Origin of the sequence: Lysinibacillus fusiformis (assembly GCF_003049525.1) — a bacterium.
In the GTDB taxonomy this organism is placed as follows: domain Bacteria; phylum Bacillota; class Bacilli; order Bacillales_A; family Planococcaceae; genus Lysinibacillus; species Lysinibacillus fusiformis.
Genome location: NZ_PYWL01000002.1, coordinates 28,945 through 55,426, shown reverse-complemented (window position 1 = coordinate 55,426; position 26,482 = coordinate 28,945). Strand labels below are relative to the sequence as shown.

General features: G+C 36.1%; 23 protein-coding genes and 1 pseudogene. 11 read left to right on the top strand and 13 right to left on the bottom strand.

Translation table 11 applies throughout. The features are described 5' to 3' along the window. Positions 1-25 precede the first annotated feature (25 nt). The 6 genes from C9J29_RS05200 to C9J29_RS05175 all read left to right on the top strand — a co-directional run bounded on the left by C9J29_RS05200 (position 26) and on the right by C9J29_RS05175 (position 5,924). Positions 26-937 carry a LysR family transcriptional regulator gene (locus C9J29_RS05200; RefSeq protein ID WP_008174360.1) on the top strand — a complete coding sequence of 304 codons (912 nt, stop codon included), beginning with the start codon at positions 26-28 and terminating at the stop codon, positions 935-937. Positions 938-992: 55 nt separating this feature from the next. Further along, the gene (locus C9J29_RS05195) at positions 993-1,457 is read left to right on the top strand and encodes a PTS sugar transporter subunit IIA (RefSeq protein ID WP_008174362.1); all 465 of its coding nucleotides are present in this window, start codon (positions 993-995) and stop codon (positions 1,455-1,457) included. Beyond that, complete coding sequence (locus C9J29_RS05190) at positions 1,454-1,717, top strand: PTS sugar transporter subunit IIB (protein ID WP_008174366.1); 264 nt, start codon at positions 1,454-1,456, stop codon at positions 1,715-1,717. Before C9J29_RS05195 ends, C9J29_RS05190 begins: the two co-directional genes overlap by 4 nt. Positions 1,718-1,750: 33 nt before the next feature. Continuing rightward, positions 1,751-3,019, top strand: coding sequence for a PTS ascorbate transporter subunit IIC (locus C9J29_RS05185; protein ID WP_107921761.1), 1,269 nt, complete (start codon positions 1,751-1,753; stop codon positions 3,017-3,019). A gap of 260 nt (positions 3,020-3,279) precedes the next feature. Continuing rightward, the gene (locus C9J29_RS05180) at positions 3,280-4,266 is read left to right on the top strand and encodes a BMP family lipoprotein (protein ID WP_107921760.1); all 987 of its coding nucleotides are present in this window, start codon (positions 3,280-3,282) and stop codon (positions 4,264-4,266) included. Then, positions 4,263-5,924 (top strand): methyl-accepting chemotaxis protein, encoded by a 1,662-nt coding sequence (locus C9J29_RS05175; RefSeq protein ID WP_043989746.1) that lies wholly within the window; start codon positions 4,263-4,265, stop codon positions 5,922-5,924. Before C9J29_RS05180 ends, C9J29_RS05175 begins: the two co-directional genes overlap by 4 nt. Positions 5,925-5,981: 57 nt before the next feature. Here C9J29_RS05175 and C9J29_RS05170 read toward each other — a convergent pair whose 3' ends face one another. Further along, positions 5,982-6,740 (bottom strand): SDR family NAD(P)-dependent oxidoreductase, encoded by a 759-nt coding sequence (locus C9J29_RS05170; protein WP_089985507.1) that lies wholly within the window; start codon positions 6,738-6,740, stop codon positions 5,982-5,984. 165 nt (positions 6,741-6,905) lie between these two features. On the opposite strand from C9J29_RS05170, the gene C9J29_RS05165 reads away from it, so the two are divergent. The 3 genes from C9J29_RS05165 to C9J29_RS05155 all read left to right on the top strand — a co-directional run bounded on the left by C9J29_RS05165 (position 6,906) and on the right by C9J29_RS05155 (position 10,156). Beyond that, positions 6,906-8,093, top strand: a complete 1,188-nt coding sequence (locus C9J29_RS05165; protein ID WP_164908684.1) for an AraC family transcriptional regulator — start codon at positions 6,906-6,908, stop codon at positions 8,091-8,093. Between the two features lie 126 nt (positions 8,094-8,219). After that, a complete protein-coding gene (locus C9J29_RS05160; protein ID WP_107921758.1) occupies positions 8,220-9,218 on the top strand; it encodes a permease in 999 nt (332 codons plus the stop codon). An 11-nt stretch (positions 9,219-9,229) separates the two neighbouring features. Next, the gene (locus tag C9J29_RS05155; RefSeq protein ID WP_107921757.1) at positions 9,230-10,156 is read left to right on the top strand and encodes a TIGR03943 family putative permease subunit; all 927 of its coding nucleotides are present in this window, start codon (positions 9,230-9,232) and stop codon (positions 10,154-10,156) included. Positions 10,157-10,194: 38 nt separating this feature from the next. On the opposite strand, the gene C9J29_RS05150 is transcribed toward C9J29_RS05155, so the two are convergent. The 11 genes from C9J29_RS05150 to C9J29_RS05100 form a co-directional block, all read right to left on the bottom strand. Beyond that, positions 10,195-11,478, bottom strand: a complete 1,284-nt coding sequence (locus tag C9J29_RS05150; protein WP_107921756.1) for an NtaA/DmoA family FMN-dependent monooxygenase — start codon at positions 11,476-11,478, stop codon at positions 10,195-10,197. Positions 11,479-11,803: 325 nt separating this feature from the next. Beyond that, entirely contained in the window at positions 11,804-12,934 is a 1,131-nt protein-coding gene (locus C9J29_RS05145) for a CamS family sex pheromone protein (protein ID WP_090001257.1), read from the bottom strand. 234 nt (positions 12,935-13,168) lie between these two features. After that, complete coding sequence (locus tag C9J29_RS05140; RefSeq protein ID WP_043989750.1) at positions 13,169-13,564, bottom strand: VOC family protein; 396 nt, start codon at positions 13,562-13,564, stop codon at positions 13,169-13,171. A 144-nt stretch (positions 13,565-13,708) separates the two neighbouring features. Next, positions 13,709-14,623, bottom strand: a complete 915-nt coding sequence (locus C9J29_RS05135; RefSeq protein ID WP_089985498.1) for a D-alanyl-D-alanine carboxypeptidase family protein — start codon at positions 14,621-14,623, stop codon at positions 13,709-13,711. 91 nt (positions 14,624-14,714) lie between these two features. Beyond that, on the bottom strand, positions 14,715-15,809 hold the full coding sequence (locus tag C9J29_RS05130) for a sensor histidine kinase (protein ID WP_174804713.1): 1,095 nt from the start codon (positions 15,807-15,809) through the stop codon (positions 14,715-14,717). A gap of 22 nt (positions 15,810-15,831) precedes the next feature. Beyond that, entirely contained in the window at positions 15,832-16,518 is a 687-nt protein-coding gene (vanR, locus tag C9J29_RS05125; RefSeq protein WP_089985493.1) for a VanR-ABDEGLN family response regulator transcription factor, read from the bottom strand. A gap of 199 nt (positions 16,519-16,717) precedes the next feature. After that, positions 16,718-17,305, bottom strand: coding sequence for a pyridoxamine 5'-phosphate oxidase family protein (locus C9J29_RS05120; RefSeq protein ID WP_107921754.1), 588 nt, complete (start codon positions 17,303-17,305; stop codon positions 16,718-16,720). A 130-nt stretch (positions 17,306-17,435) separates the two neighbouring features. Next, a complete protein-coding gene (locus C9J29_RS05115; protein ID WP_089985490.1) occupies positions 17,436-18,209 on the bottom strand; it encodes a DUF817 domain-containing protein in 774 nt (257 codons plus the stop codon). 240 nt (positions 18,210-18,449) lie between these two features. After that, positions 18,450-19,877: an amino acid permease gene (locus C9J29_RS05110; protein WP_008174402.1), complete on the bottom strand. Its 1,428-nt coding sequence runs from the start codon at positions 19,875-19,877 to the stop codon at positions 18,450-18,452. Positions 19,878-20,155: 278 nt separating this feature from the next. Continuing rightward, entirely contained in the window at positions 20,156-21,061 is a 906-nt protein-coding gene (gene rocF, locus C9J29_RS05105; RefSeq protein ID WP_089985488.1) for an arginase, read from the bottom strand. A gap of 429 nt (positions 21,062-21,490) precedes the next feature. Next, positions 21,491-22,081, bottom strand: coding sequence for a TetR/AcrR family transcriptional regulator (locus C9J29_RS05100; protein WP_043989754.1), 591 nt, complete (start codon positions 22,079-22,081; stop codon positions 21,491-21,493). Positions 22,082-22,207: 126 nt separating this feature from the next. Between C9J29_RS05100 and C9J29_RS05095 the strand changes: the two genes are divergently transcribed. Further along, positions 22,208-23,200, top strand: coding sequence for an NADPH:quinone oxidoreductase family protein (locus tag C9J29_RS05095; RefSeq protein WP_008174407.1), 993 nt, complete (start codon positions 22,208-22,210; stop codon positions 23,198-23,200). A gap of 280 nt (positions 23,201-23,480) precedes the next feature. Further along, positions 23,481-24,608 (top strand): acyltransferase, encoded by a 1,128-nt coding sequence (locus C9J29_RS05090; protein ID WP_107921753.1) that lies wholly within the window; start codon positions 23,481-23,483, stop codon positions 24,606-24,608. A gap of 169 nt (positions 24,609-24,777) precedes the next feature. Here C9J29_RS05090 and C9J29_RS05085 read toward each other — a convergent pair. Beyond that, a pseudogene (locus tag C9J29_RS05085) lies at positions 24,778-26,234 on the bottom strand (IS1182 family transposase). Positions 26,235-26,482 lie beyond the last annotated feature (248 nt).

The window sequence follows — 26,482 nt, the reverse complement described above, 5'->3', positions numbered from 1 at the left end:
TTCTAATTTACTTTAGGAGGATAAAATGAATAATTTAAAATTACAGGCATTTTGCTTACTCGTTGAATTAAAAAAATTAGCTCCGGTCGCCAAAGAACTCGGCATTACAGCCCCAACTGTGTCCTTTCATATTCGTTCAATTGAGGAGGAATATGGTATTCGTTTATTTCGCACAAATGCAGGCGGGTACCGCTTAACTGAAGCGGGCGAGGGTGTTTATCATTATGCTCGTCAAATTGTACAGCTGCAAAAAGATATGAATCGCTATATTGAAAACCTATTAGCTGGGCATATCGGCTCCCTCCGACTTGGGGCAAGTGGATTACCCGCACATATTTTCATGCCCGATTTAATCCATCAAGTTTCAATGGCTTATCCAGAGATTCGTATTTCGTTAGAGGTGAAAACAGCTCCTGAAATTGAAAATAAAGTAGCCCTTCAAGAATTAGATTTTGGGCTCATTATGGAGACTAAACAGGAAAATACCGCCCTTCATTACGAGACAATCGGAGAAGATGCCCTTGTTTTAGCATTAAGCCCAACACATGCACTCGCATCTAAAAAGTTCATCACCAGAGAGGATGTTCTTAAAAATAAACTGTTATTGCATACTTCATCTAGCTCCACGAATCACTTCATCGAAAAGTGGATGGACCCCTTTCAGCCTTCTACTTATACCATCGAATTGGATTCGGTAAGTACAATAAAAAAAATGCTGACCTTCGGAAAGAACTTGGCTTTCGTTTCCGCTGCCTTAATCGAAGAAGAATTAAAATCGGGTCTACTAATGAAAAAGGATTTACAAGATGTGACGCTTCGGAGAAAGATTCAATTTATATATCCTAAAACGCGGTTAGATAATGCCATTGATGAGTTTGTCAAAATGTCGATTTACGAAGTAGCACAGCGATTAAAAATGTCTTCAGTTCTGACATAATTCCACAGATCGCCGTAATAAAATGCAATGGGGATATATTTATTAGAAAGGAGGAATGTATTTGCTAACCAAATTGCTGACAAAGGATTGTATCCAAGTTGCAAACTTTGTTCAGTCCTGGCAAGAAGCCATTCGTTTAGCTGCCAAACCATTAATACGTCAAAATAAAATTGAACAACGCTATATCGTGGCAATGATTCAATCCATTGAGCAATATGGTCCTTATGTCGTCATTACGCCGAAAGTTGCAATTCCACATGCACGGCCTACAGACGGTGTTCATGCCTTAGCAGTAAGTTTGCTACGTTTACAGCAGCCTGTTTTTTTCAGCCCTAATCAGCCTGTCTTTTTAATTATTGTTTTAGCTGCAATCGACAATACATCACATCTACAGGCATTGGCTGATCTAACCTTAGTGCTACAACATCCGGATCAGGTTGATAGCCTTATTGCTTGTCAGCATGAAGAAGACATACGAGAGAAGATCAAACAATATACGACAAAGGAGTCAGCAGGATGAAAATATTAGTCGTGTGCGGTAGCGGATTAGGAAGTAGCTTTATTTTAGAATTAAATGTAAAGAAGGCATTAGAGGCTATGGGCAAAGAGGCAGAGGTGACCCATACGGATTTAGCATCCGCAAAGGCGGAGAAAGCTGATATTTATTTAGGTGCGGCCGATATTGTGAATGAATTAGCGAAAGACAACGCAATCATTGTGAGTATCGTCAATATGATGAATATATCGGAAATTAAGGAAAAGCTGGAACCTTGGCTTTAAGCAAAAAAAATTTGGATAGGATGAGGTGTTGGTATGTTAGATGTTATCATGCATGACATTTTAGGAACACCAGCTATATTAGTCGGCCTATTCGCATTTATTGGTTTATTCATTCAAAAGAAATCAAGCTCCACTATTCTTTCTGGTACTTTAAAAACGATTATGGGCTTTGTGATCCTAGGGGCAGGAGCAACTGTCCTAATAGGCTCGTTAGATCATTTTAGTAAAATGTTCGATCATGCTTTTCACGTACAGGGAGTTATTCCTAACAACGAGGCCATCGTAGCAGCTGCTCAAACTAATTTTGGAACAGCCACTGCACTCATTATGGTATTTGGGATGATTATGAACTTATTACTTGCGCGATTTACGCCATTAAAATATATCTTTTTAACTGGGCATCATACATTATTCATGGCTTGTTTAATCGCTGCCTCTTTATCTGTTGGCGGAATGAGTGGGACACCTCTTATCATTGTCGGTTCTATTATACTCGGACTTTGTATGGTAGTGTTCCCTGCTATTTTGCAACCAACTGTCCGCCAAATAACAGGCAGTGATGATTTTGCTGTAGGTCACTTTGGTAGTGTTGGTTACTATGTATCTGCTAAAATTGGAAAGCTTGTTGGTAATAAAGCAAAATCAACAGAAGATATACAGGTACCTAAGTCCCTTGGCTTTTTACGTGATACATCTGTCGCTATCTCTTTAACGATGAGTGTATTCTTTGTCATTGTAGCGCTATTTGCGGGACCTTCCTATATAGAGGCTCAACTATCTGGTGGATCTAACTTCATTATTTTCGCCATTATGCAAGCGATTACATTTGCTGCTGGGGTATATATCATTTTAGCTGGTGTACGGATGTTAATTGCTGAAATTGTTCCAGCCTTTAAAGGCATTGCTGATAAACTTGTGCCCAATACTAAGCCCGCACTCGATTGCCCAACTATTTTCCCATTTGCCCCGAATGCTGTGATCATTGGTTTCCTATTTAGCTTTTTAGCTGGACTTGTTTCAATGTTTATACTGCCTTTCATCGGACTGAAAGTAATTGTTCCAGGGCTAGTTCCCCACTTCTTTACTGGTGCTGCAGCAGGTGTGTTTGGCAATGCTACAGGAGGCAGAATCGGTGCTATGTCAGGTGCCTTTGCTAACGGTTTATTAATTAGCTTTATTCCCGCGATACTTCTAATATTTATGGGAGATATCGGTTATGAAGGTACGACCTTTGGTGATTCAGACTTTGGTGTTATCGGCATTATTATTATTAATTTATTAAAATTATTTGGAGCTGTTTAAATCTAGATAAAAGCCCTACGCAAATTGCGTTGGGCTTTTTTGTTATTGTACATCCGTGGAAAAGTGGGAAACTTTAATAAATATATTACTTGATTAGTCATCTAGCTTTATATTATTAACTTATTATGTATATAAATTTGGATATATATTCTTATAGATCGTACAGAAATTTATTTTATTCGACGTCTGACATCCGACTAAAAATATTAAATTTTTGCCGATATATACTTTATAACTAGAAACAACAGGAGGTACATATTTTGAAGAAATTAATGGTGGCTTGTCTTTTGATTGCTCTATTAATAGCAGGCTGTTCATCGGCTCAGACAGAAACATCCACGGAAGGTTATAAGATAGGAGTTTTACTATCGGATGCTGGACTTGGAGATGAATCATTCAACGATTCTGCTTTTAAAGGACTTGAAAAGGCGCGGGATGAACTTGGTATTTTATTTGATTATAAAGAGGCACCAGATGGAAATTATGAGGAAAAGCTACAGGAGCTTGTAGAAGAAAAATATGATATTATCATTGGTCTCGGTTTTTCTGTACAAGAGGCACTAGAAAAGACTGCGAAGCAATTCCCTGAGCAACAATTTGTATTGATTGATGGACAGTCAGATGTGAACAACATTATCTCTATTACCTTTAAGGAGCAAGAAGGAAGTTTCTTAGTTGGTATGGTGGCTGCTATGACAAGCAAAACAGGAAAAATCGGCTTTATTGGTGGGGCAGATGCTCCTGTTATCCATCACTTTGAAAATGGTTTTATAGAAGGAGCTGGCTATGTAAACCCAAATATTGAAATTATGAGTGACTATGCAGGAACCTTTGATGATACACAGGCTGGTGCGGCAATCGCTGATAAATATATCCAAAATCAAGTTGATTTTATTTACCACGCTGCTGGTTTTACAGGCTTTGGGGCGATTAAAAAAGCTGAAGAGATGGGAATTTATGCAGCTGGGGTTGATATCGATCAATTTTATATTGCTGAAAAAACAGTCGTCACTTCTATGTTAAAGAATGTTGACCATGCTGTTTTTCAACTCGCAAAAACATTGGTGGACGAAGGTAAATTAACTGAAAAATCCTTGGCTCTAGGACTAGCCGAGCAAGGTGTAGGACTAGCTGATATCCGTGTGATTACATTAACGTCTGAGCAACAAGCCGCCATTGAAAAAGCCCGTGAAGCAATTGTTTCAGGCTCGATAAAAGTTTCTGCAGAAAAGAGGGATAGTCAGTGACACTACGAAAGAAATTATTTATGAACACATTGATCCCCATCTTGCTGGCAATGGGGATGATTGGTTTTATTATTGTTCAAACATTTTCCATTCAAACAACGGCTCAAGATGATACCGCACTATTACTCTCAGTGAAAGAGCTTGAACAAAGCTTCGTAGTTGCTAGCCAATCATTAAATAACTACACCTATTTAGATAGTGAGGCCAATAAAAACGAAGCACTTGCTATCTTACAAGAAACAAAAGTCAATTTAGATGCATTAGCATCCCTATCGAAAATTCCTGAACATCAGAAATTAATTAGTAAAATTACAGATAAATTTGCAGCTCTTGAAAAAGCTACAAAAGCGGGCCTGCAAGAGGACAATCGTCCAGAAGTTAAAAAGCAATCTCTTCGAATTAAAGGCATTTTAAATGATATGTATTTGCTCAAAAAAGAAACGAATGAATGGTATCAAGAAATGATACAAGTAACAAAGCAAAAAATCGGTTTTATTATTACAACAGCTATCATAGGTAGTGTCCTATTAATCTTAGCAACAATTGTTTATTCCTATGTAGCTGCTAAAAGAATTACGAAACCTATCAACCAAATTGTAGAATGTGCACAGAGCGCGGCTACTGGGGATCTCACGATAGATACCTCCACCCTTTCCTATCAATCAAATAGCCGTTATGAAATTGATCGATTGACTGAAAGTTTTTCACAAATGATGACGAATTTAAAGAGCACCGTGTTATCCATCGATCAAATAGGCAAGGATGTTAGTTTATTTACACAGGATGTAACAAGCCATATGCAAAATATTAACGAAGGTAGCAATCAAGTAGCAGTATCTACGGACGAATTAGCAAAGGGTAGTTACACGATGTCAGAAGATATTCAATCTGTCGCGATTCTTATGAATAATATGTCGGATCAATTTAAATCCGTTGCTCACACAACAGAGCAATCAGCTATACATGGTAAACAGGCATTGGATGCCGTTCAAAATGGGCAATATACATTGGAAAAACAATCTACTATTGCGAAGGATATTCAAGGTGCCTCACTAGCAATTAAAAATGCTGTTACTCAATTTTCACAATTTACAACAGAAATCGAAGGAGCCGCTAATGCTGTTCATACAATTGCCAGTCAAACAAATTTGCTAGCTTTAAATGCGGCTATTGAAGCAGCTCGTGCTGGCGAAGCAGGAAAAGGATTTGCCGTCGTAGCCGATGAAGTTAAAAAGCTTTCTTCTGAAACGGAACATGCGACAAATTTAATTTCTTCAATGGTTACTCATATTCAAGGTGGTATAGATCACATCCTAGCTACGGCTGAAAGAGGGCATGACCTTTCAAATGAGCAAGCACAATCAATGCTAGAAACGGAACATTCATTTGCAGCCATTACTAATCATATTACTGATATCCATCATGATTTACAGCATCTCACTAAGGAAATGATGCAAACAAATGAAATGAGCCAGCAAGTGAATGGTACGATTGAAAATATTTCTGCGATTACAGAAGAAACAGCCGCAGGTACAGAGGAAATTTCAGCCTCAACACAGGAACAACTAGTATCCTTCCAAAAAATAAATACAAAAATCGTCGATCTTCAAAAAATGACGGATACATTAATGAGTGAGCTTAAAAAATTCACATTATAGCTTGTCAAATAAACATAAAAAAATCCAGTGACTAGTTGTTCACTGGATTTCTTCATTTTATAATGTTAAGCCACCATCAACTACTACGATAGAGCCTGTCATATAGCTTGCTTTGTCTGATGCTAGGAAAACAACCATTTCTGCTAATTCTTCTGGTTTAGCATAACGTCCCATTCTCATATTTGGAATTTCCTCTGGAATATAGCCCCCTGTTTCAAACATAGCAGTTACACTGTTTGTTAGCGCTGTTTCCACTCCACCAGGACAAATCGCATTGATTCGAATACCTTTTTTCACATACTCTAATGAAGCAGATTTTGTTAAACCAATAACTGCATGCTTACTTGCAGAATAAACAGCCATACTATGCTCGCTGCGAACACCAGCCGTTGAAGCTGTGTTTATAATAGAGCCGCTACCTTGTCCTTCCATAACTTTAATCACATGTTTTAAGCCAAGAAAAACTCCTTTTACGTTGATTGACATAATGCGATCATATTCACTATCAGCAATCTCTGTTAATGGGGAAATTTTTTGAATCACTCCTGCATTATTGAAAAACACATCAATACGACCGTATGTTTCAACGGCAGCATTCACATATTTCTTTACATCTTCACTTTTCGAAACATCAGCTTGAACGAAGATTCCCTCTCCGCCTTGTTCTTTCACCAATTTTAATGTTTCTTCTCCCGTTTCCTTGTTGAAATCAACGATCACGACTTTTGCACCGTTGCTAGCAAGCTTTAAACTGCTTGCTCTTCCAATACCGCTTCCAGCACCCGTTACTACGGCAATTTTATTTAAAAGTTCCATCTTCCATTCCTCCCTAGTATGTTGAATACATGGTCTATTTTATTGCTACTTTCCCCTTTTTTATTGTATTATTTTACACAAAATAGTACTTTCCCATTGTCTGTCCATAAAAATTGTAACTGCTTTCATTTTGAAAGCACCATGAAGAACTGAGGTGTGTAACACGTGAAAATATCCACTATCGACCTTCAATACATAAGTCAACTCGTTTATGAAACACATCATCTTCCTGTCTCTTATATTCATGCATCGGGAGAAATAATTTTTGAATATGCATCAGCGGAATGTCTCAATCATCCATCCTATCATTCTATAAAGGAACAATTGAAAATATATCCTTACCATACGTCTTCATCGGACTATCCGATTTTTTTCACAATCGCTAATTTTAATTTCTTCTTTATCAACCTCATCATAAACAAACAGCATTTAGGAGCCATAATTGTCGGTCCCTCTCTTTCACCACAATTGGAGGAAGCCACTTATCATGAGCACGAGCCGATTCCTACTCTTCATTATCAGCAGCGCTTAGCTATTAGTTTATTTGTTTATTATTCCATCTATCAGCGGAAATTAAATAAAACAGCGGTAATTCATTACAACCAAGAGCTAAAGCCTCTTATTCGTCATGAGGGACATACAGCGCTTGAGCTTTCGTATGCCAGAAGAAATGATATTGTTCATACAAATCTTTACTATGAAAAAATATTATTAGACAATGTGAAAAATGGGCGTATGGAGAAATTAACAGAAGTCTTGAACTATTCCATTGTTGAACAAGCGGAACTAGGCGTACTTTCAAAGCGTAATAATTTAAAAAGTGTCCAATATTTGATGATTACAGGGATTGCCCTAATTTGTCGTGCAGCAATTGAAGGTGGGTTAAACGAAGAAACAGCCTTTACACTAAGTGATTTTTACATTCAAAAACTAGAGGATCAAAATAGTATAATCGACATTCTTTCGTTAATGGAGGAAGCTATTTACGACTATACAAGTCGTGTAGCACAAGCCAAAACAAGGAAATATTCGGCTCCCATTACTACTTGTATTCATTATATTGAAAATCAATTATACGGAGATATAACACTCGATCAACTTTCAGCTATTTGCCATTTAAGCCCTAATTATCTTTCCTCCCTATTTAAAAAGGAAGTAGAGATTTCCTTTACTGAATATATTCAGCAGCAAAGGATTGATGAGGCGAAGAAGCTCTTAACATTTACAAACTATCCAATCTTAGATATCGGCTCTTTACTTAATTTCACTGACCAAAGCTATTTTATTAAAGTTTTCAAGAAATTTACGGGTATCACCCCTAAGCAATATAGAACTAAATATGCTCATCATTAAAGGAGAGAAAATAATAAGTTGGTGGGAACTAGCTTTTATTTTCTCTTTCTTTTTGAAAGTACTAACAGAAACTTTTATCACATACCTTGTATTAAAGCGTAATCATTACATTTTAAGGAGGTATTTGTGGTACATCTTGCTTACTCTAAATATGGATTGAATTTTTGGTTCCTCTTCATTCTATTTATTAGCATTCTATCGCTAATCTTGTTCAACATCTCTGCACTGAACAATCTAAGCTCCTCTTTACTCAGTTTGAACACCATTTTTTTAAGTATTTTAATTGAGGCATTACCATTTGTCTTAATTGGGATACTCATTGCTGGCTTTATTCAAATTTTTATTACAGAGGAACATATCCAAAGGTGGATCCCTCGAAACCCTCTGTTGGCCGTTGTTATGAGCTGTCTTATAGGAGCCTTATTTCCAGCCTGTGAATGTGGAATTGTTCCGATTGTTAAAAGATTGATTGCCAAAGGGGTACCTATACATGCAGCTATGGGATTTATGTTAACTGGCCCGCTCATTAATCCAGTCGTTATTCTTTCTACCTATATGGCATTTGGCAATGATTTAAGAATAGCTAGCCTTCGGATGCTAATTGGCTTTGTCATTGCCATTGTAGTCGCATTACTCATCAGCTTGTTTTTTAAAGGCTCACAATTTAAACGTTCCTTACAGCCCTATTCATTGACAACTACTAATCAACAAACATCCTTCGTCACAAAACTAATGAATATGTTTAAACATGCCATTGATGAATTTTTTGATGTGGGCAAATACTTCATTATTGGGGCGTTTTTAGCTGCCTTTGTGCAAACCTTTGTATCTACCAAGGCACTCGTCGAAATTGGAGATGGTGTATCCTCCTCAATTTTGGTCATGATGGGCTTAGCCTTCATTTTATCCCTTTGTTCGGAGGCCGATGCCTTTATTGGCGCATCCTTTAGCGCAGTTTTCTCCACACCATCCATTCTTGCATTTCTTATTTTCGGACCGATGATTGACTTGAAAAATACTATCATGTTGATGAGCGTATTTCGCTTAAAATTTGTCTTCTCGTTAATCGCCTTAGTGGCTACAGTTGTCTACATTAGTATATGGATTCTTTCAGCGTATCTCTAAGGGGGTAAACTATGAAATTTCACGTGCAACAAGCACTAAGAGCCTTAATGCTCCTCGCTTTTTCGGCTATGATAGCCAATCTGCATTGGACCGGAGAACTAACAAAATTCATCAACCCTAAATATGAAGGCCTTAGTCAAACAGCTGCCGCTTTATTTTTTATACTTTTTCTTGTGCAATCAACAACAGTTATATCTTTCTCAAAGACTTCCCATCCATATCATCCAATCGGGCAAGCTTGCTGCTCTAATCACGACCATGTTCACGCTCCTTCTACACGAAAAAAATGGCTAGCCTACCTTATTATCATAACCCCCATCATGACAGGCTTCTTCGTGCCAGCTAAAATTTTGGATGCTGCCATCGCTGATAAAAAGGGTGGTGCTTTTATGATCACTCAGCAAAATCAATCATCTAAAATAGAGGATTACCTGACTTCAAATGAAATGATCGATGAAAATATTTACGATGAGCATGATGCTGACCCCCGACTTCTGGAAGAAAAACAGGAGATGACGAAAAAACAATATGAACAATTAAAGCAACGGCTCTCACAACAGCCTATGCTGAAAATGACCGATGAGGACTATACCATTTACTATGAAGAAATCAATCAAAATTTGTCTAATTATTTAGGGAAGAAAATTCAAATAAAGGGCTTTGTTTTAAAAGAGGAAAGCTTTACAGAGCAGCAACTAGTTATTTCAAGATTTCTTATTACCCATTGTGTCGCTGATGCAAGTATCGTAGGCTTTCTAACAGAATTTCCTGAGGCACCTACGCTCACAGAAGATACATGGCTTGAAGTAGTCGGTACCATTGGTCAAACAACATATGGGGGGGCAAGCTTACCTGTCATCCATATTGATAATTGGGTAACAATTGAACTACCCGAATCAACCTATCTTTATCCTATTAATGTTCGGATGAGCTTCTAGCAAAAAAAGGGCAAAACTATTTGTTTGCCCTTTTTTGTTTATTTATTAGATAATTGCGCGTTTAAGCCTAAATGGGAACTTAATGTACTACCTTCATATTCAGCTCGAAATAACCCACGCTCTATTAACAGAGGGATAACTTTGCTAAAGAATAAATCCAAAGATTTCTCAGGACCACCTGGAACAGCAATAAAGCCATCCAATGCCCCCTCCTCATAAAAAGTAACGATTTGATCGACAATATGCTGTGGTGTGCCGATTGCTACAAGATGTGCTGAACCAATTACTTCTGGACGAGCAAGCAGTACTTCAACTGATGGTTCATTTTCCATGATGTAACGACGAACAAGATCAGCATGTGTTCGACTGCGTACTTTTTGATTCTCGGGTGGTAACATATCCACTGTTACAGGATCATGTAGTGCCATATGTCGAATATTCAAACCAATGACTGACTCTAAAGCATCGTAACGACGCTCCAGGGTTAAATGTGCGTGTGCATGATGGTACATGTCTAATGCTTCTTCATATGTATCTCCAATAAAGAAATAGAGTCCTGGTAATAAACGTATATCATCTGCTGTACGTCCCACGTTAACAGCTCGTTTCCGTAAATCATTGCGCATTTCAATACCAACTTCCATAGCTGGTGTCGCCGCAAAAATGGCATTGGATACGGTTGCTGCAAATTGTCGCCCCACGTCCGATGCTCCTGCTTGAAATAATGGAATTTCTCCCGCCGGATGCATCGGTATATTTAACGGTCCCTTTATATGGAAAAACTCTCCCTCATGATTGATTGGCTTCATAAGTTCTTTTATTTTCTCTATATTGCCATCTGTTTCTAACATTTCATAAGGATTACTATGCCATAGCTGCTTCACAACCTTAGTACATTCAGCCGCTTTAGCATAACGCTCCTCTGAGGAAGGCATAGCCTCGTTACTAAAATTATAGGCACCATCAATGGAGGTCACGATATTCCATCCTACACGTCCCCCACTAATCCAATTCAAGGATTGTAATTGTCGGGCAATTAAATAGGGTGGTATAAAGGATGTAGAAATGGTAGTGACTAAACCTATTTGCTTCGTTTCTCTTGCCACTGCTGTCAATAAAAAGCTAGGGTCTAACCCAACTGTACCTTTTGTTTTAGCCATTAATTCTGGATGAGCCATTAAGTAATCTGCTTTAAATAAAAAATCTAATTTAGCCGCCTCCGCACGCTTCGCAAATGCAATATGCTCATCAATCAACACATCTTTCTCGCCATGTTTGTTTTGCACAGCTAGATGCATACCAATAATGAGATGTCTTTTCATGAATTCTCCACTCCTCTTAAATGAAAATGATTATCATTTTCATCATACTCATTCATGTATAAGATTGCAATGCCATTTGCCATAAAAAAGAGGTGCCTCAGTTGAATGAGCACCTAGACGTTATTATTTTAAACACTTACTATAAAGAGAAATATAGCTATTATCATAATAAAAGATATCACCAAAGGCAGTGGTATCCATGAAAAGTTTGACCTCTTTATTAACAGCTAGCCTATGGGTCATAAGCTTTAATAATGTGGATAGTTCCCCTAATTTTAATTCATCCAAATACTAGTTATAAATAAACATTTACGTTGTCGAGAAGTTAAATAGGCTTTGCAAAAACTTGTTTTTCAATAGGGTCCCAAAGGACAATTCCTACATCTTGTTGCTGATCAATGATCCGAACTGTAATGGGAATATAATCGATTAATATCCTATTTAAATTGGTACTTATGAGCTGTAATAGACCAATCAACTCTGGTTCATTTATAAGTGGAGCGTTCACCTCTATTTGAATATCTGTTAATTTACCTTCTTCATATCGTAGCTTGCCAAATATTTTTAGGTTTAAATGTTTAAATCCTTCCTGGATGTCCTCTTTGAAAAGTAATAATTTAGTATACATATTTTGATCTAAACTATATAACGCTTCCGAGGGGAATATATAAAATTTCTTATCTATTTCAGCCCATTTTATAATGGTAGCTTCCCCCTGAGCAATAAACGTTTCCGCTAAAAATACCCCTGGAATAATATCATTTATATTCGATTCTTGAAATAACGTAAGGTAAATAGGAACATTCGGTATTTTTACATTTCCCCTAATATCTTTAACTATTTTTTCAGCTACTTTTTTACCAAAGTTTTTGACATCATCGACACCATCATCGTTTTGGTCTACTTTCACTTGCCCAGTGTAAATTAAACCTTCATCATCAGTTACTCGTATGTCATAATATTCATTTAACGATATGGCGATCGACATGCCTTCCATTTTACTAGTTTCTTTATTAATAAAATTTTGTTCCAATACATGGGAAAGGATTAAGGGATACCTTTTTTCATCCTCTAAAACATTATCGGTTTTATTTTCGATAGTAGGGTTTAAACCCACATCATCATTTGTTTTTCTACTTAGCCATTGACTAATCGTTTCATCACTTAAATATTGACCTTCCTGCAAATAAAACTTATCAGTCGAAAATTGATGGATGGATAAATCCATTAAACCTCTTTCTATTTCATTCATATTTAATGCATTATTCATATTCTTGATTATGGAGCCTCTAGCAATATTAAATTTAGCAGGATGTTGAATTTCATAAGTTTCCTTTTTTTGAATAGACGATATATACTTTTTCTCATTGTTCGTGTCCCCCTCCATCTCACTATTACAAGCACTTAAAAGTAATAGGGGCGCCACCAAAAATAACATTCGTTTTCTTCTTTTCATCACGATTACTCCTCGATCATTATGATACATTTTAAATACCTTTATTTACCATAACAAATTTACCAAAATAAAACATCATTAACTTGAAATTTTCACCATTTTTGCCCCTTTTGTTGTTGCGATGTCACCCATCAAAAAAAGACTTATGTCCGTAAAGGAACATAAGTCTTACCAGGTTATTTTAGATGGTTAATTTTGATTAATTGTGGGTTTCAAATGCTACATTATTCATTCTTACTTTGCATTTTTATCTGGCTGATGAATACCAAATATATTGCCTTCCGTATCCTTATAGTATCCTTGCCATGCCATACCTGGTAATGCATACTTTGGCATAGCTACTTGGCCACCGTTTTCTAGAATTTTTGCTTCCGTTATATCATAACTTTCTACGCCCATCGTACAAGCGAATCCATTCATAGCTTGGTTAGGCTCTGGAGGCGGACCTTGACGTTGCATTAAAGCACCATCAATGCCATGCTCATCCTCAACACCTGTTACCGCTCCAAAATACGGCATTCCTGCGTAGTCACTCCAATCTTGAAATGACCAACCAAATACGTTCCCATAGAAATTCTTTGCCCTCTCCATGTCACTTACATGAATTTCAAAATGAACTAATCTCCCCATTGTATCCTCCTTCGATGCAAATATGTTTGAATACATTTACTATAAAGCATTTTTTATAAGATGAAAAATAAAATAATTATTAATTTTCTATCAATTCAATATTACATGATTTCAGATGAATCTCTAAAGCTACATGAAACTAATTTATAATTGACTATACACAGAAAATGCATCTGTTATATTATATTGTTCTGTTCGAGAATTCCCTTCAGCCCCTACTGTTACTAAGATGTATTCTTGTCCATTTATTGTAGCTAAACTTGCTAAACATAAACCCGCATCGTCTGTATAGCCTGTTTTCCCACCTAAAATTTCTCCGCCTGGTAATGCTCTTGTTGTCATATTTTGAAACATTTTATTTGTAAAGGTTATCCCCTCTGGATGACGATTTGTAGGTTTGATAGAATATCTTTCCGCTGTATACACTTGACGAAATTCATCATTTGTTAATGCATATTGCAAAAGTAAAGACATATCTTTGACAGTCGTATAATGCTCTGTATGATGCAATCCAGTAGTATTCATAAAATGAGTATTTTCCATGCCTAACTGTTGGGCCTTTTCATTCATCAAATTTACAAATTTTCTTTCCGAGCCAGCAATATATTCAGCTAAACCGATGGAAGCCTCAGCGCCTGATGGCAGCATAGAACCATATAATAAATCCTCTAGCGTAAGCTTTTCATTTGGGAGAAAGCCAGCAAGTGATGCGTTCGCTTCGTATAAATGATTAAATATATTATTCCCTAAAACAATTTCTTCCTGTAAATTAGGAATCTGCTCGATAGCCACTAAAACCGTCATCATTTTTGTTAATGACGCAGGGTAAATAACTTCCTCGCTATTTTTATCTATCAGAACTTTATTTTCATCCAAATTCACCAAAATAGCATTCGGGCTATATAAATTAACATTCATCATATCGCCACTCTTTGTTGGAATGTCAAACGATTGCGTGTTGACTTGTAAGGATACAGGCGTTTCTTTAGCCCATATAAAATAAACAAACATCATGACGAAAATGAATAGTATAGTTAAAATACCTTTTCTCTTGAACATATAAAAAACAACTCCTTCTCATTATGTCTTTATTCAAACATAAAAAGAGGAGCTTTATTTTAATTAACTATTAGTGAATTCTTAAGGTTTCTTAAGAATTACCCGGAATCATGACAGTAAAGATCGTTTTTTCGTTACTAGAAGTAGCTGTAATTGTTCCGCCATGGGCTTGTACAATTTCATTTGAAATAGCTAAACCTAGTCCCGCACCACCAGTTTGTGTGGACCTTGCATTATCTAAACGATAGAACTTTTCAAATATCATCTTTAGTTTTTCAGGAGGGATCGTCTTTCCTGTATTTGAAAACGAAATAAATATCTCATTATTTTCTTTTTTAGCAGTAATTTCAATTGTACTATTAGGATCACTATAGGCCATGGCATTTTTTAAAATATTATTAAATACTCTTGCTAATTTATTGCCATCTGCATAAATAGTAATATCTCCATCGATATGGACGATTGCCTTTTGACCTCTAGGTGTTAACAATGGGTAAAATTCATCGGCGACTTGCATCAACATATAGTTTAGAGGAATTGAATCTTTTTCTAAAATAATGGATTGTAAATTAAATCGAGTGATTTCAAAAAACTCATTGATTAAGTGCTCAAGCCTATAAGATTTTTCTAGCGTAATCGTTACATATTTTTCTTTTTGCTCCACAGGCATGTCCTTAGCCTCGTCTAAAAGGCTTAAGTAGCCAATAATCGAAGTCAAAGGGGTTTTAATATCATGTGCCAAATAAACAACAAGGTCATTCTTCCGTTGCTCTGCTTCTTGCGCATCTCTTGCCCGTTTTTCTAATTTATTTTTTACATCATTTAATTTTTTCTCCAAAAAATCTAGCTCAGGAGGTAGGTGGATTTCCTGTTCTGACTCGTCAGAAAGCATGGAGATACTTGAACTAATTTGATGAAAATAACGAGTAAAACGAGATAAGGCCATATAAAAAATAACGAGCAGTAATAAAATAAATCCTATCGTTAGCAAAAGGGGTTTATTTTGTTGGAATAATACAAAATAAGCTTGTCGGGCTGCATAATAATCTAATTGTAAAATATTTTCACAGAAGGACATAAAAGCATTAGCGAAAGGCGCTTGCAAAACACCATCGATGAGGGCGAAGTTGATAATCAAACCGAATATAATGGCCACAGCAAGAATAAAAATAATTTGTAAAACCATTTTCCTCTTCAGTCTTCCAAACTCATTTTTCAATTGTATACCCCACTCCCCAAACCGTTTTAATAAATTTAGGGTTCTCTACAGAATCTTTCATTTTCTCGCGCAAATGCCGAATATGAACCATAACTGTATTATTGCTATTGAAATATTTTTCTCCCCATATTTCCTGAAACAACTCTTCTGAGCTAATAACCTTTCCTCTATTCGAGCTTAAATACCATAATATAGAAAACTCTGTAGGTGTAAGGGATAATTGTCTTTCATTTAACAAGACTTGTCTCGTATTCTTGTTCATCATTAAACCTGCAAAATCAATCGTATCCTCATGTGGCTTCGAGCTTTGGTTGTATAACGTAAATCTTCGTAACTGTGCCTTAACGCGAGCGACCAACTCTAATGGTCGAAAAGGCTTTGTAATATAATCATCTGCTCCTAAAGAAAAGCCATTTATTTTATCAATTTCCTCTTCCTTAGCCGTCAGCATTATGACAGGGAAATTATAGGTTTCACGTATTTTTTGTAAAACGGTAAAGCCATCAATATGTGGCATCATAATATCTAAAATAGCTAAATCTAAACCTTCACGCTCCATACAAGCCAATGCTTCCTGAGCTGTATAATATTTAAATACATTATAATTTTCATTTTTTAAATAAAGCTCTATTAAATCTGCAATTTCTTTTTCATCGTCAACTACTAAAATATTCAAACAAACTGCTCCTCCTTCTATCCTCGAATTTCCCACGTTTTTTCACACGCATTATAGCACTTCCTTATTGCTATATCTATAAATAAGAGTAGTTTATTTTCGAAACCAACTAAAAAAAGATTCGGAAATAACATATTTCCAAATCTTTATAACGAAATAAAGGAAAGCCATTCTGTAAAGCTAATTGTTTTATAGCGCATTAATTTGAAGAATGGATGGCAGTAGGAGCAGATTTTTGGGACATATCTTGTTTTACTATTCTCCCTGGATAAAATTTCATTTGTTCATTTAATTTATTTTCTTTTGCTGTTATCGTAATAGGTTTCACTTTCAAGACAAGTGTTTTACTCCCTAAAGAAGATTGATACTTTTCGATATGTTTTTTCGATAATTGATTATGGTAATAGTTTGGTACATATTTATCAAGCATTGCCTGCATCGCAGCAGTTGCTTCATTTAAATCTGTTACTATTTCCACTTGACCATGCGCAACCACACTCATATATGCTGTATCCGTTTCAGCAGGAATGGGGTCTACCATTGTTCCAAAAGTTTCGCATACTGTGATACATGCATGTGGATTGGTCTCGATAATATTTATTTTTCTCCCCTCATTCGCTCCATGAAAATAAAAATATTCATCTTTAAAGACATAATTAAATGGAATAACATATGGCATTTGTTCATCCACTAAACCAAGAAAAGCAGTTTGTGCGACCTCTAAAAATTGTTTTATTTGGTTGTCATCTTTACAGGCTCTTAGATGCACTCGAATGTCCGTTTTCATTTTTTAACCCCCTATTTCTCTTCTACAGAGGAGTCTACAGCAGGAAGGGCGCCTACGAAAGGGACAGTTTGATGAAAACCTGTGGGTACAACTTCAAACTATTTAATGTAAAGAGACTCTAATTCCTCATTCACTCACCCGAATCTCGATAAAATAACTTTAGCTGTGCCACAATCATAATGCTAATAACGACAAGTAAAAACCAAGAACTGATTTTCCCAAAATGAACAATCGTCCAGGCTACTTCTTGATTAGGGTATGACCATGCACCAAAAAATGTAGCAATATTTTCAGCAATCCAAATGAAAAACCCTATTAAAAAGAAAGATACGACAATCGGCATTTGATAGATGTTTTTGCGTACGGTAAATTTGACAACTGTACGGTAAAACACAATGAAAAGTAACACCATTAACAGCCATCTTAAATCGTAAATAAAATGGTGTGTGAAAAAATTCAAGTAAATCATGGCACCTAGTGGAATAGCAATATAACTCTTTGGCCAATTGACAATCTTTAAATCAAACCTGCGCCACGCCTGGCAAATATAGCTGGCTACACTTGCATACATAAAGCCACTATATAATGGCACACCTCCAATTTTTGACCAAGCCTCTTCTGGATAAGACCAAGAATTAACATTCACTTTATATAGTTCAAGAACAAGCCCAATAATATGAAACAGACAAATCACTTTTATTTCATCTTTCGTTTCTAGACCAAATTTATACATCAAGTATTGTGTCACAAGACAGATTATTAAAATGAAATCGTATCTTGCAACGCCTGGTATATGAATTACTTTTGAGAGCGCGAGAGTAATAAATATTACGACAGGAAAAATACAAGATAATGATTGATGGTACGTAAAGTAGCCTAAGTCTTTCAAAAAATTCTTCATCATACATTCACCTCAGTAATGATACAAAGTATGAGGAACTTAGCGTGCAAAACTAAATTCTTCTTGTATGAAGAATATACGATAAATTATCTAATTTCAATATTTTTTTATCGAATAACGATAAAATATTTCACTTTTTATTGGAACATTTTTTTATGAGATACGTCCTTCATTTTTCTAAATTTGTGGGATTGAGGAGGAAAAATAGAAAAGAGTAGCCGTCTTAGCAGCTACTCCCCATACTTAAAGATACATTTTTTGATCTAATTTTAACTGTACTTCTTGTTGGCTTATTTTTATCGCCTTAGTCTTCTTCACTTTTAAGTAATAAACGATGTAACAGCCAATAAAGAATGCTCCACCACAATAAAGTGCTAATCGTTGCGATGGATCAAATGCCAAGCTCGCCATAACAATACAGTTTGCGACTAAACCGATAATTGGAATGATTGGATAAAGTGGAGCTTTGAATTTTAAATCCTCCACTTTTCCCCCTTGTCGCACATAAGATCGTCTAAAGGCGATTTGTGATGCTGTAATTGCAATCCAGCCTATTTGAGCGCCTAAACCTGCTAGCGATAAAAGCCAAACAAAAACTGTTTTTGCAGCGAAAACACTAGACAGAAGTGATAATCCGGCTACAGCAAGTGTTATTAATAATGCGTTCATAGGAATCCCTCTCTTATTAACCTTCCCTAAAAGTGGGCTAGCCATTTTTTCAACGGAAAGAGAGAATAACATACGCGTTGCTGCATATAGACCAGAGTTAGCAACCGATAATAACGCTGTTAAAATAACGAAGTTCATGATGTCAGCCGCATAAGGTATACCTATACTATCCAATACAACTACAAATGGGCTTTCAACAACTCCCGCTTTATCCATAGGAATCATACCTGCAAGCACAACCACGGATAGAACAAAGAAGAAAAGTGTACGCCATACGGTTTGTTTAATAGATTTAGGAATCGTTTTTTCCGGATTTTCACTTTCCCCTGCAGCAATACCAATTAACTCTGTTCCTTGGAATGAAAAATTCACAGTGATCATCGTTATAAGCAATGCTGTTACACCATTTGGAAATAGTCCACCCTCATAAAAATGAGTAAGGAATGGGGCCTCCGTTCCATCCTTCATATCGATCAAGCCAAACATAGCTGCTCCCCCAACTCCTAGGAACATAATGATGGCCAAAATTTTAATGCTAGAAAAGACAAACTCTGCTTCACCAAATGCCTTTGCTGATAAACCATTTAACAAAAAGAGCAGTGCCCCGAATATTAAACACCACATCCATACTGGTGATTCAGGAAACCATCTTTGCATAAGTTGTCCAGCGCCTAAAAATTCAAGGGCAACCGTTACTGCCCAACCTAGCCAATAAAGCCAGCCAACAGCAAAACCAGTAGCAGGACCTATAAATTTCGTCGTGTATGTTTGAAATGAACCAGATACTGGCATAGCCACTGATAATTCACCTAAACAAAGCATCGTTAGATACATCACTAATCCGCCTACTAAATAAGAAAGAATGGCGCCAGTTGGTCCGGCTTGATTAATGGTAAAGCCTGATCCAAGGAAAAACCCCGTTCCTATACAACCCCCAAGTGAGATCATAAACAAGTGTCTAGCTTTCATACTTCTTTTTAATTCATATTGTTCTGATGCCATAAAAAAACCCCTTATGCTATTACCTTGTAAGCACTTACTTTTGTAAGTACAAAAAGATAACTAGTAGAAATATCAATAGATTTGATTTATAAAATTTAATCTATTTTGTGAACAGTCAATTTTCTGACAAATAAAAGTTCCCGTTTAGTCTAGAGCATTAATTCGTTCTATTGTAAACTATAATGAGGGAGAGCAATTTTCTAATATTCGGTTGTGCCGACCTAATTTTATTAAAAAAGTTCTTCCTTATAGGTTCATTCATCTTCCCAATCGTTTGCTTAAAGTAATGTATCGCCAAAGAGTGAGCTGATTAAAGCTACGGCAGCGATAGCTGTTTTATTATATTGATCTAAAACTGGGTTTGTCTCTACAAACTCTGCAGAAGTAATAATATTTGCTTCTGATAGCATTTCCATAGCAAGATGACTTTCTCGGTAGCTAATACCACCTGCCACTGGAGTTCCTACACCTGGAGCATCATTAGGATCAAGGCCATCTAAATCTAAAGATAAATGGACACCGTCAGTGCGTTCCTTTAAATATTCAATCGTTTCAGACATTACTGTCGTCATGCCCAAACGATCGATTTCATGCATCGTATACACCTTAATGCCAATTTCCTTAATTAGTTGTTTCTCACCTGGATCTAAATCACGTGCCCCAATAATAACAACATTTTCAGGCTTCACTTTTGGCGCATAGCCACCAATATTCGTAAGTGCCGGATGACCAAGTCCTAAGCTTACTGCCAAAGACATTCCATGAATATTACCTGAAGGTGATGTTTCACCTGTATTTAAATCACCATGGGCATCATACCAAATAACGCCTAGATTCTCATAATGTTTGGAAACACCTGCTAATGTACCAATGGCAATACTATGATCTCCACCTAAAACTAAAGGAAAGCGTTTTGAGGAAATAACTTGATCTACTTTTTGACCAAGCTTGTCATTAGCATCAGCTACAGTTTTTAAATTTTTTAAGTTAGTTGTTGCCTCTATTTCTACATCTTTATGAACGAGTTCGATAGTCAGATCCCCTTCGTCCTGAATGGAATATCCAAGACCCTCAAGTCGATCTGTTAGACCAGCATATCGAATTGCACTCGGCCCCATGTCGACTCCTCTTCTCGTTTGACCCAAATCCATTGGCACCCCAATAATTGTCACTTCTTTACGCATAATAATTTTCTCCTCTCCAATAATTACTTTCACAGTATAAAGAAAATGAAAAATTGACTCAACTCGACATTATTTTTAATTTTTATACAGTTTGGATTATTAAAAACATAGATTTCATCATGCATAAATGAATGCATAAACAGCAAAGTAATGAATACACAAACAATATTTTACAATTTTACATCATTTATTGTCAGAAATTTCAAAAACAGAACAGTGAAACTATTCTTTTTTTATAGTTTTTTTTGAAAATTTTCAAGGTAATTTAAGGTTTCAACACTATTTAATGTCATAATATTGAAAATACATCCTATTTTGTTTATGTTAGGCACTCTTTTTTTCTACTAAAAATTTTATTTAAAATAGCTTTAGTCGATTATTTGGACAGAAAAAAAGCCCTACGACGTAGCTAGTAGGGCCTTAAAACTGCTAAGTTTTTAATAATTTTAAAATACTATTCAAACACGTTTCTTTATAATATTGATGTTGTTCTTCTAAATCATCGGTTAACCATTGTATCAAAGAACCATCAATCATCGCCCTTACCATTTTTGCACTTGCTAAGGAATCCATATCTTCACAAAACACACCTTCATGCTGTCCTAACTCAATAATTTCTTGTCCAATTCCCCAACAATTCTCATAAAATTTTAAGTTTATTTTTTTATAGGCTTCATTTCCATTCGCTTGGGCTAAAAAATCTAAATACACTCTGTAAAATTTTTTATTGTCCTGAGGGGATACAAAAACAGCATTTATATAGGCATGAAGTTTTTCTATTGCCTTCTCGTATTTGGCAATTTCTTTTATTTCAAAACTATAGATTTTGTTTGTTGTGGATTCCAGTAATTCTAATAATATGTTTTGCTTGCTCGTAAAGTAATAGTGAACGACACCTTTCGAAACATCTGCATGATCGGCAATATCTTGTAATGTAACATTATCATAGCCTAAATTTGAAACAGCCTCAAAGGCTGCTTTCATTATTTGTTTCTTTCGTTCTTCCTCTTTCTTTTTCATAAAAGCCTCCAATGACTTGATACAAGTCATTATACATGAACAGAGTGCCATTTCCAATTTTATATTGACCGGTCAGAATAATTTTGATACTGTTTAATGGAATTATATTGTAGGAGGATGTTTAGGATGACATTAGAAAACTTTAAAGCGTTGGTAGTCAATCAAGATGAGAATTTTTCGGTGAAAGTTAATAATCTTACTGTAAATGATCTACCAAATGGTGAAGTATTAATTAAAGTAAGCTACTCTGGCATTAATTATAAAGACAGTTTAGCAACTATACCAGACGGTAAAATCGTTACTTCCTATCCTTTCGTACCCGGTATTGATTTAGCTGGGATTGTTGTATCCTCTGAAGATCCCCGTTTCCATGAAGGTGACGAGGTAATTGCAACAAGCTATGAAATTGGCGTAGCCCACTTTGGAGGATTTAGTGAGTACGCTCGTATTCCTTCTAAATGGATTGTTCCACTTCCAAGCGGTCTATCTCTCAAAGAGGCGATGATTATAGGAACAGCCGGATTTACAGCTGCTTTGTCTATTCAAAGACTCGAAGAAAATGGCATTAATCCTGAGAAAGGAAAAGTCCTTGTTACGGGTGCAACTGGGGGTGTAGGCAGTTTTGCTGTCTCGATTCTTTCAACACTAGGTTATCAAGTAGAAGCAAGTACAGGAAAAGATTCAGAACATGAATACTTGAATAACCTTGGAGCCACTTCAATTGTAGATCGTGGAGACGTATTTGATGGGAAAATTAGAGCGTTAGGCAAACAAAAATGGGCTGCAGCTGTCGATTCTGTTGGAGGAGAGCCACTTGCCTCTTTATTGAGCCAAATTCAGTATGGAGGTGCAGTTGCTAGCAGTGGGTTAACAGCAGGAACAAACCTTCCTACAAGTGTCTTCCCCTTCATTTTAAGAGGCGTGAATTTACTTGGAATTGATTCTGTTTATTGTCCAATGGATGTACGATTGAAAATATGGAATCGTTTAGCGACAGATTTTAAACCGACAAACCTTGAAAGCTTCATTCATCAAGAGGTAACATTGCAGCAACTTCCAGATGTTTTACCTATGTTACTGAAAGGTCAAGCAAGAGGTAGATTCCTTGTGAAATTATAAATAAATTAAACGAAGCCTTCTTACAAATGAATGTAGGAAGGCTTTTATCATGCTACTTTCATTCCTACAAGCTACTATGCCTCAGCATGGTAGCTTTTTTTGTTTGACATCTACCTGACATAAAAGCTCTTTATAGTAAGCCATGAACGTATCACTAGTTGCTTCTAGTCAAGCGTTATAAAAAATTGTCTAAATTCATGTTCTCAAACATACCATTAATGTATATGAGCATTAAATTCAGGGAACTCAAAAACTATCAACTATTTTTGGAGATGATCATATGAAACGAGCACATATTGATGAATTAAATATTACTAGAGCCTTAGCTATACTAGCTGTACTTCTTATCCATTCTACTAGTACACCTGTTACAGCTTTATCCAGCGAATCAAGACTCTACTCCATTTACGTATTTTTGAATATTTTTCCCAAATTCGCTGTCCCTGTTTTTATTTTTTTAAGTGGGTTTGTTTTATTTTACAACTATATACAAAAGGATTTCACAAAAACACTGATTGTTCGTTTTTATAAAAAAAGAGTTACCCAAATACTTATTCCCTATCTCTTTTTTTCCGTCTTTTATTATGCGGCCATGCAATTTTATGTGACACATGATTTTTCATTAACATGGCACGCCCTTTTTAGTGTTGAATTTCTTGAGAAACTACTAATTGGAAAAACATATACTCATTTATACTATATATTTATTATGGTGCAGTTCTATCTATTGTTCCCATTATTCTTATATATTTTAAAGAAAAAACCCGCCCTATCCCCTCACCTGATATGGATAGGACTAGCTCTTCAATGGATTTTTATCCAATTTAATGCTGAGTTTTGGCAGTATCCATTCAGAGGGAGTATTTCATTCTCTTATATACTTTATTTCCTGGCTGGTGCATTTTTAGGAATTTATTTTGAAAAGTATAAACGATGGTTCCAGCTAACAAAAGAAAACTTCCCTGTTTCTATATATTTCATTTGGGCTATTTGGTTATTTTCTACTATTTATAATATTTATCTATATTATTTTGTTTACTCATCCCAAACCTATTTAGCCAACAGTATCGTATTTGAACTAGTTTTTCAGCTCCAATCTTTATCGGCCTGTATTGTAGTGTTACAACTTTCCTTCTGGATTTATGAAAGAGGGAATAAAACCTTTGTAAATGCCCTTATTAACCTTGGGACACTATCATTTGGCATTTATTTATTACATCCTTTTTTCCTCTTACTTTATCGTCAAATACCTGTAAGTGGCAATAGTCTCTTATTTCATGTTTGGAGTGTGGGAGGCTTTATAGTTGCTCTATTTGCTACATGGATTGTAGTATTTCTGGTGGGAAAATATATTAAATATCATTGGATTGCATTCGGACCGATTCCGAAAGAGTTTCCTTATAAATAATGTTGCCTATTATAATAGTAGAAACTATGTGGACTAACAAAAAAGCCCTGTGGAAATCCTAGGGCACTGAAAAACTTACGTCTTCATACAAGCGAACCTTTTTCAGTTGAAAATAAGGCACTTTTTGTTCAATTTTGAACAGGAAGTGCCTTATTTCTGTCTCTATTCCTTATTCATTTTCGTTTAGTAGCTTTAATATCCGTTTCAAATTGACAGCGAATATCGTTGTAGCACCTTGAATTTCCATGCCAAATAGACCCGCAGTCGATGCTTTATCGTACCCGTGTCCGTTTTTTAATTCACTATTCTTCGCTTCTATTTTGTAGCGATTTACGGCTAATTGCTTAAATGCTTCCGTATTTTGAAATGCCTCTTGTTCGACATGTGTATCCGACTTAATTGTGACAGAATATGTTTTACTTTTTGCGCCTTCTTTATAACAGCCCTCTCTCATTGGATATACTCTGCATCTTTCAACGTTAAAATAATATGTCTGACTTTGACTCTTACTCGTTCCTTTTTTACCCGTACGGGCTTTTCTTGTCGCGAGATGACCGGCCTTACAAACATTCCAGCTTCTTTATTAAACTCAAACTTGTCTTCTTCTTTTCGTGGTCCTTGTGTAAGAATAGGATTCAGCTTTGCAACGAGCGCGATTTTCTCTTCTTTTGTATATTCGATATTTGCCTTTTCGGAGTAAGCTGCGTCTCCAATAACTTTATTAATTTTCATACCTGCTTGTGTGCTTTTTTCAATAAACTCTTGAAGATATTTTCCATCGCTTTTTTCACCTGTTGTAATGACAGCCGCTGTAATAATACGTTCATCACTCAACGCGATATGTGTCTTATACCCGAAGAAAGAAGATTCCGATGTCTTATGCCCTTTTCGCGCATCCGTATCAGAAGAGTAATTTAGATGTTCTTGGAAATCTTCTGCGACTTCTTTTAAAATATTCAGCTTTTCTTTGACAGATGGCATTTGTGCAATTTGTGGTTCCTTTTCAATGACTGAAATAACTGCCTTACAGTAAGTTAATTCATCCTTTACTTCGTTAGAAGTGGTCTTTGCGGGGAATTTCTCTTTCATTGATTCGTCAATTTTGTAGACAGCTTTTCGAGCGTTTTTTGATTTCTCTTGTAAAAATTCTTTAGGCGTTTTTTGGTTGTAACGTGCTTTTGTATGTGTGGCATCCACAATAATCGTTTGACGGTTGATGATATTTTTCTCCAATGCGATCTCAACTGTTTTCCCAATGAGCATGTCTAATAAGCTTACGTCTTGAAGACGAAGCCGACGAAATTTTGTAAGCGAACTTGAATCAATGACTGGATCTTCTGGCGCCATATCCAAGAAATATTTGAATGACATATCGAACTTTGAACGCTCTACAAGGTCGACGTCTGATACATCGTAAATCGCTTTTAATAATAAGTACTTAAACATACGAATTGGAGGAATGGCATTACGTCCATTGTCTAAACAATATTTTGGTTTTAACTCTTCTAAAATGAATGAAAAATCAACAAGTTCATTGATTTGGCGAAGTATATTATCTTTTGGCACAACAATATCGTAGATCGCCATATATGGACTTAAATTAAGGGTTTCTTGATTTGATATCATCGGGGGCACCACCTGCACATTAATTCTTTTATTATAAAAGAAAGCGTGACTAAAATAATAGTGTGATACATTGCGTTGTTTGGAGAAGTATCGCTCGACTCCTGCGGGAAAGCGAGACAGACGAGACCCCGCACGAAGAGAAGCGTAGGAGGAGGCTCGGCGCTCGCCCGCAGAAAGCGAGCGGAATGCTTCGGAAAACAACAGTAGAGTTACAGTGCCAAATGAAAAAAGCGAGGTATTCAACGATT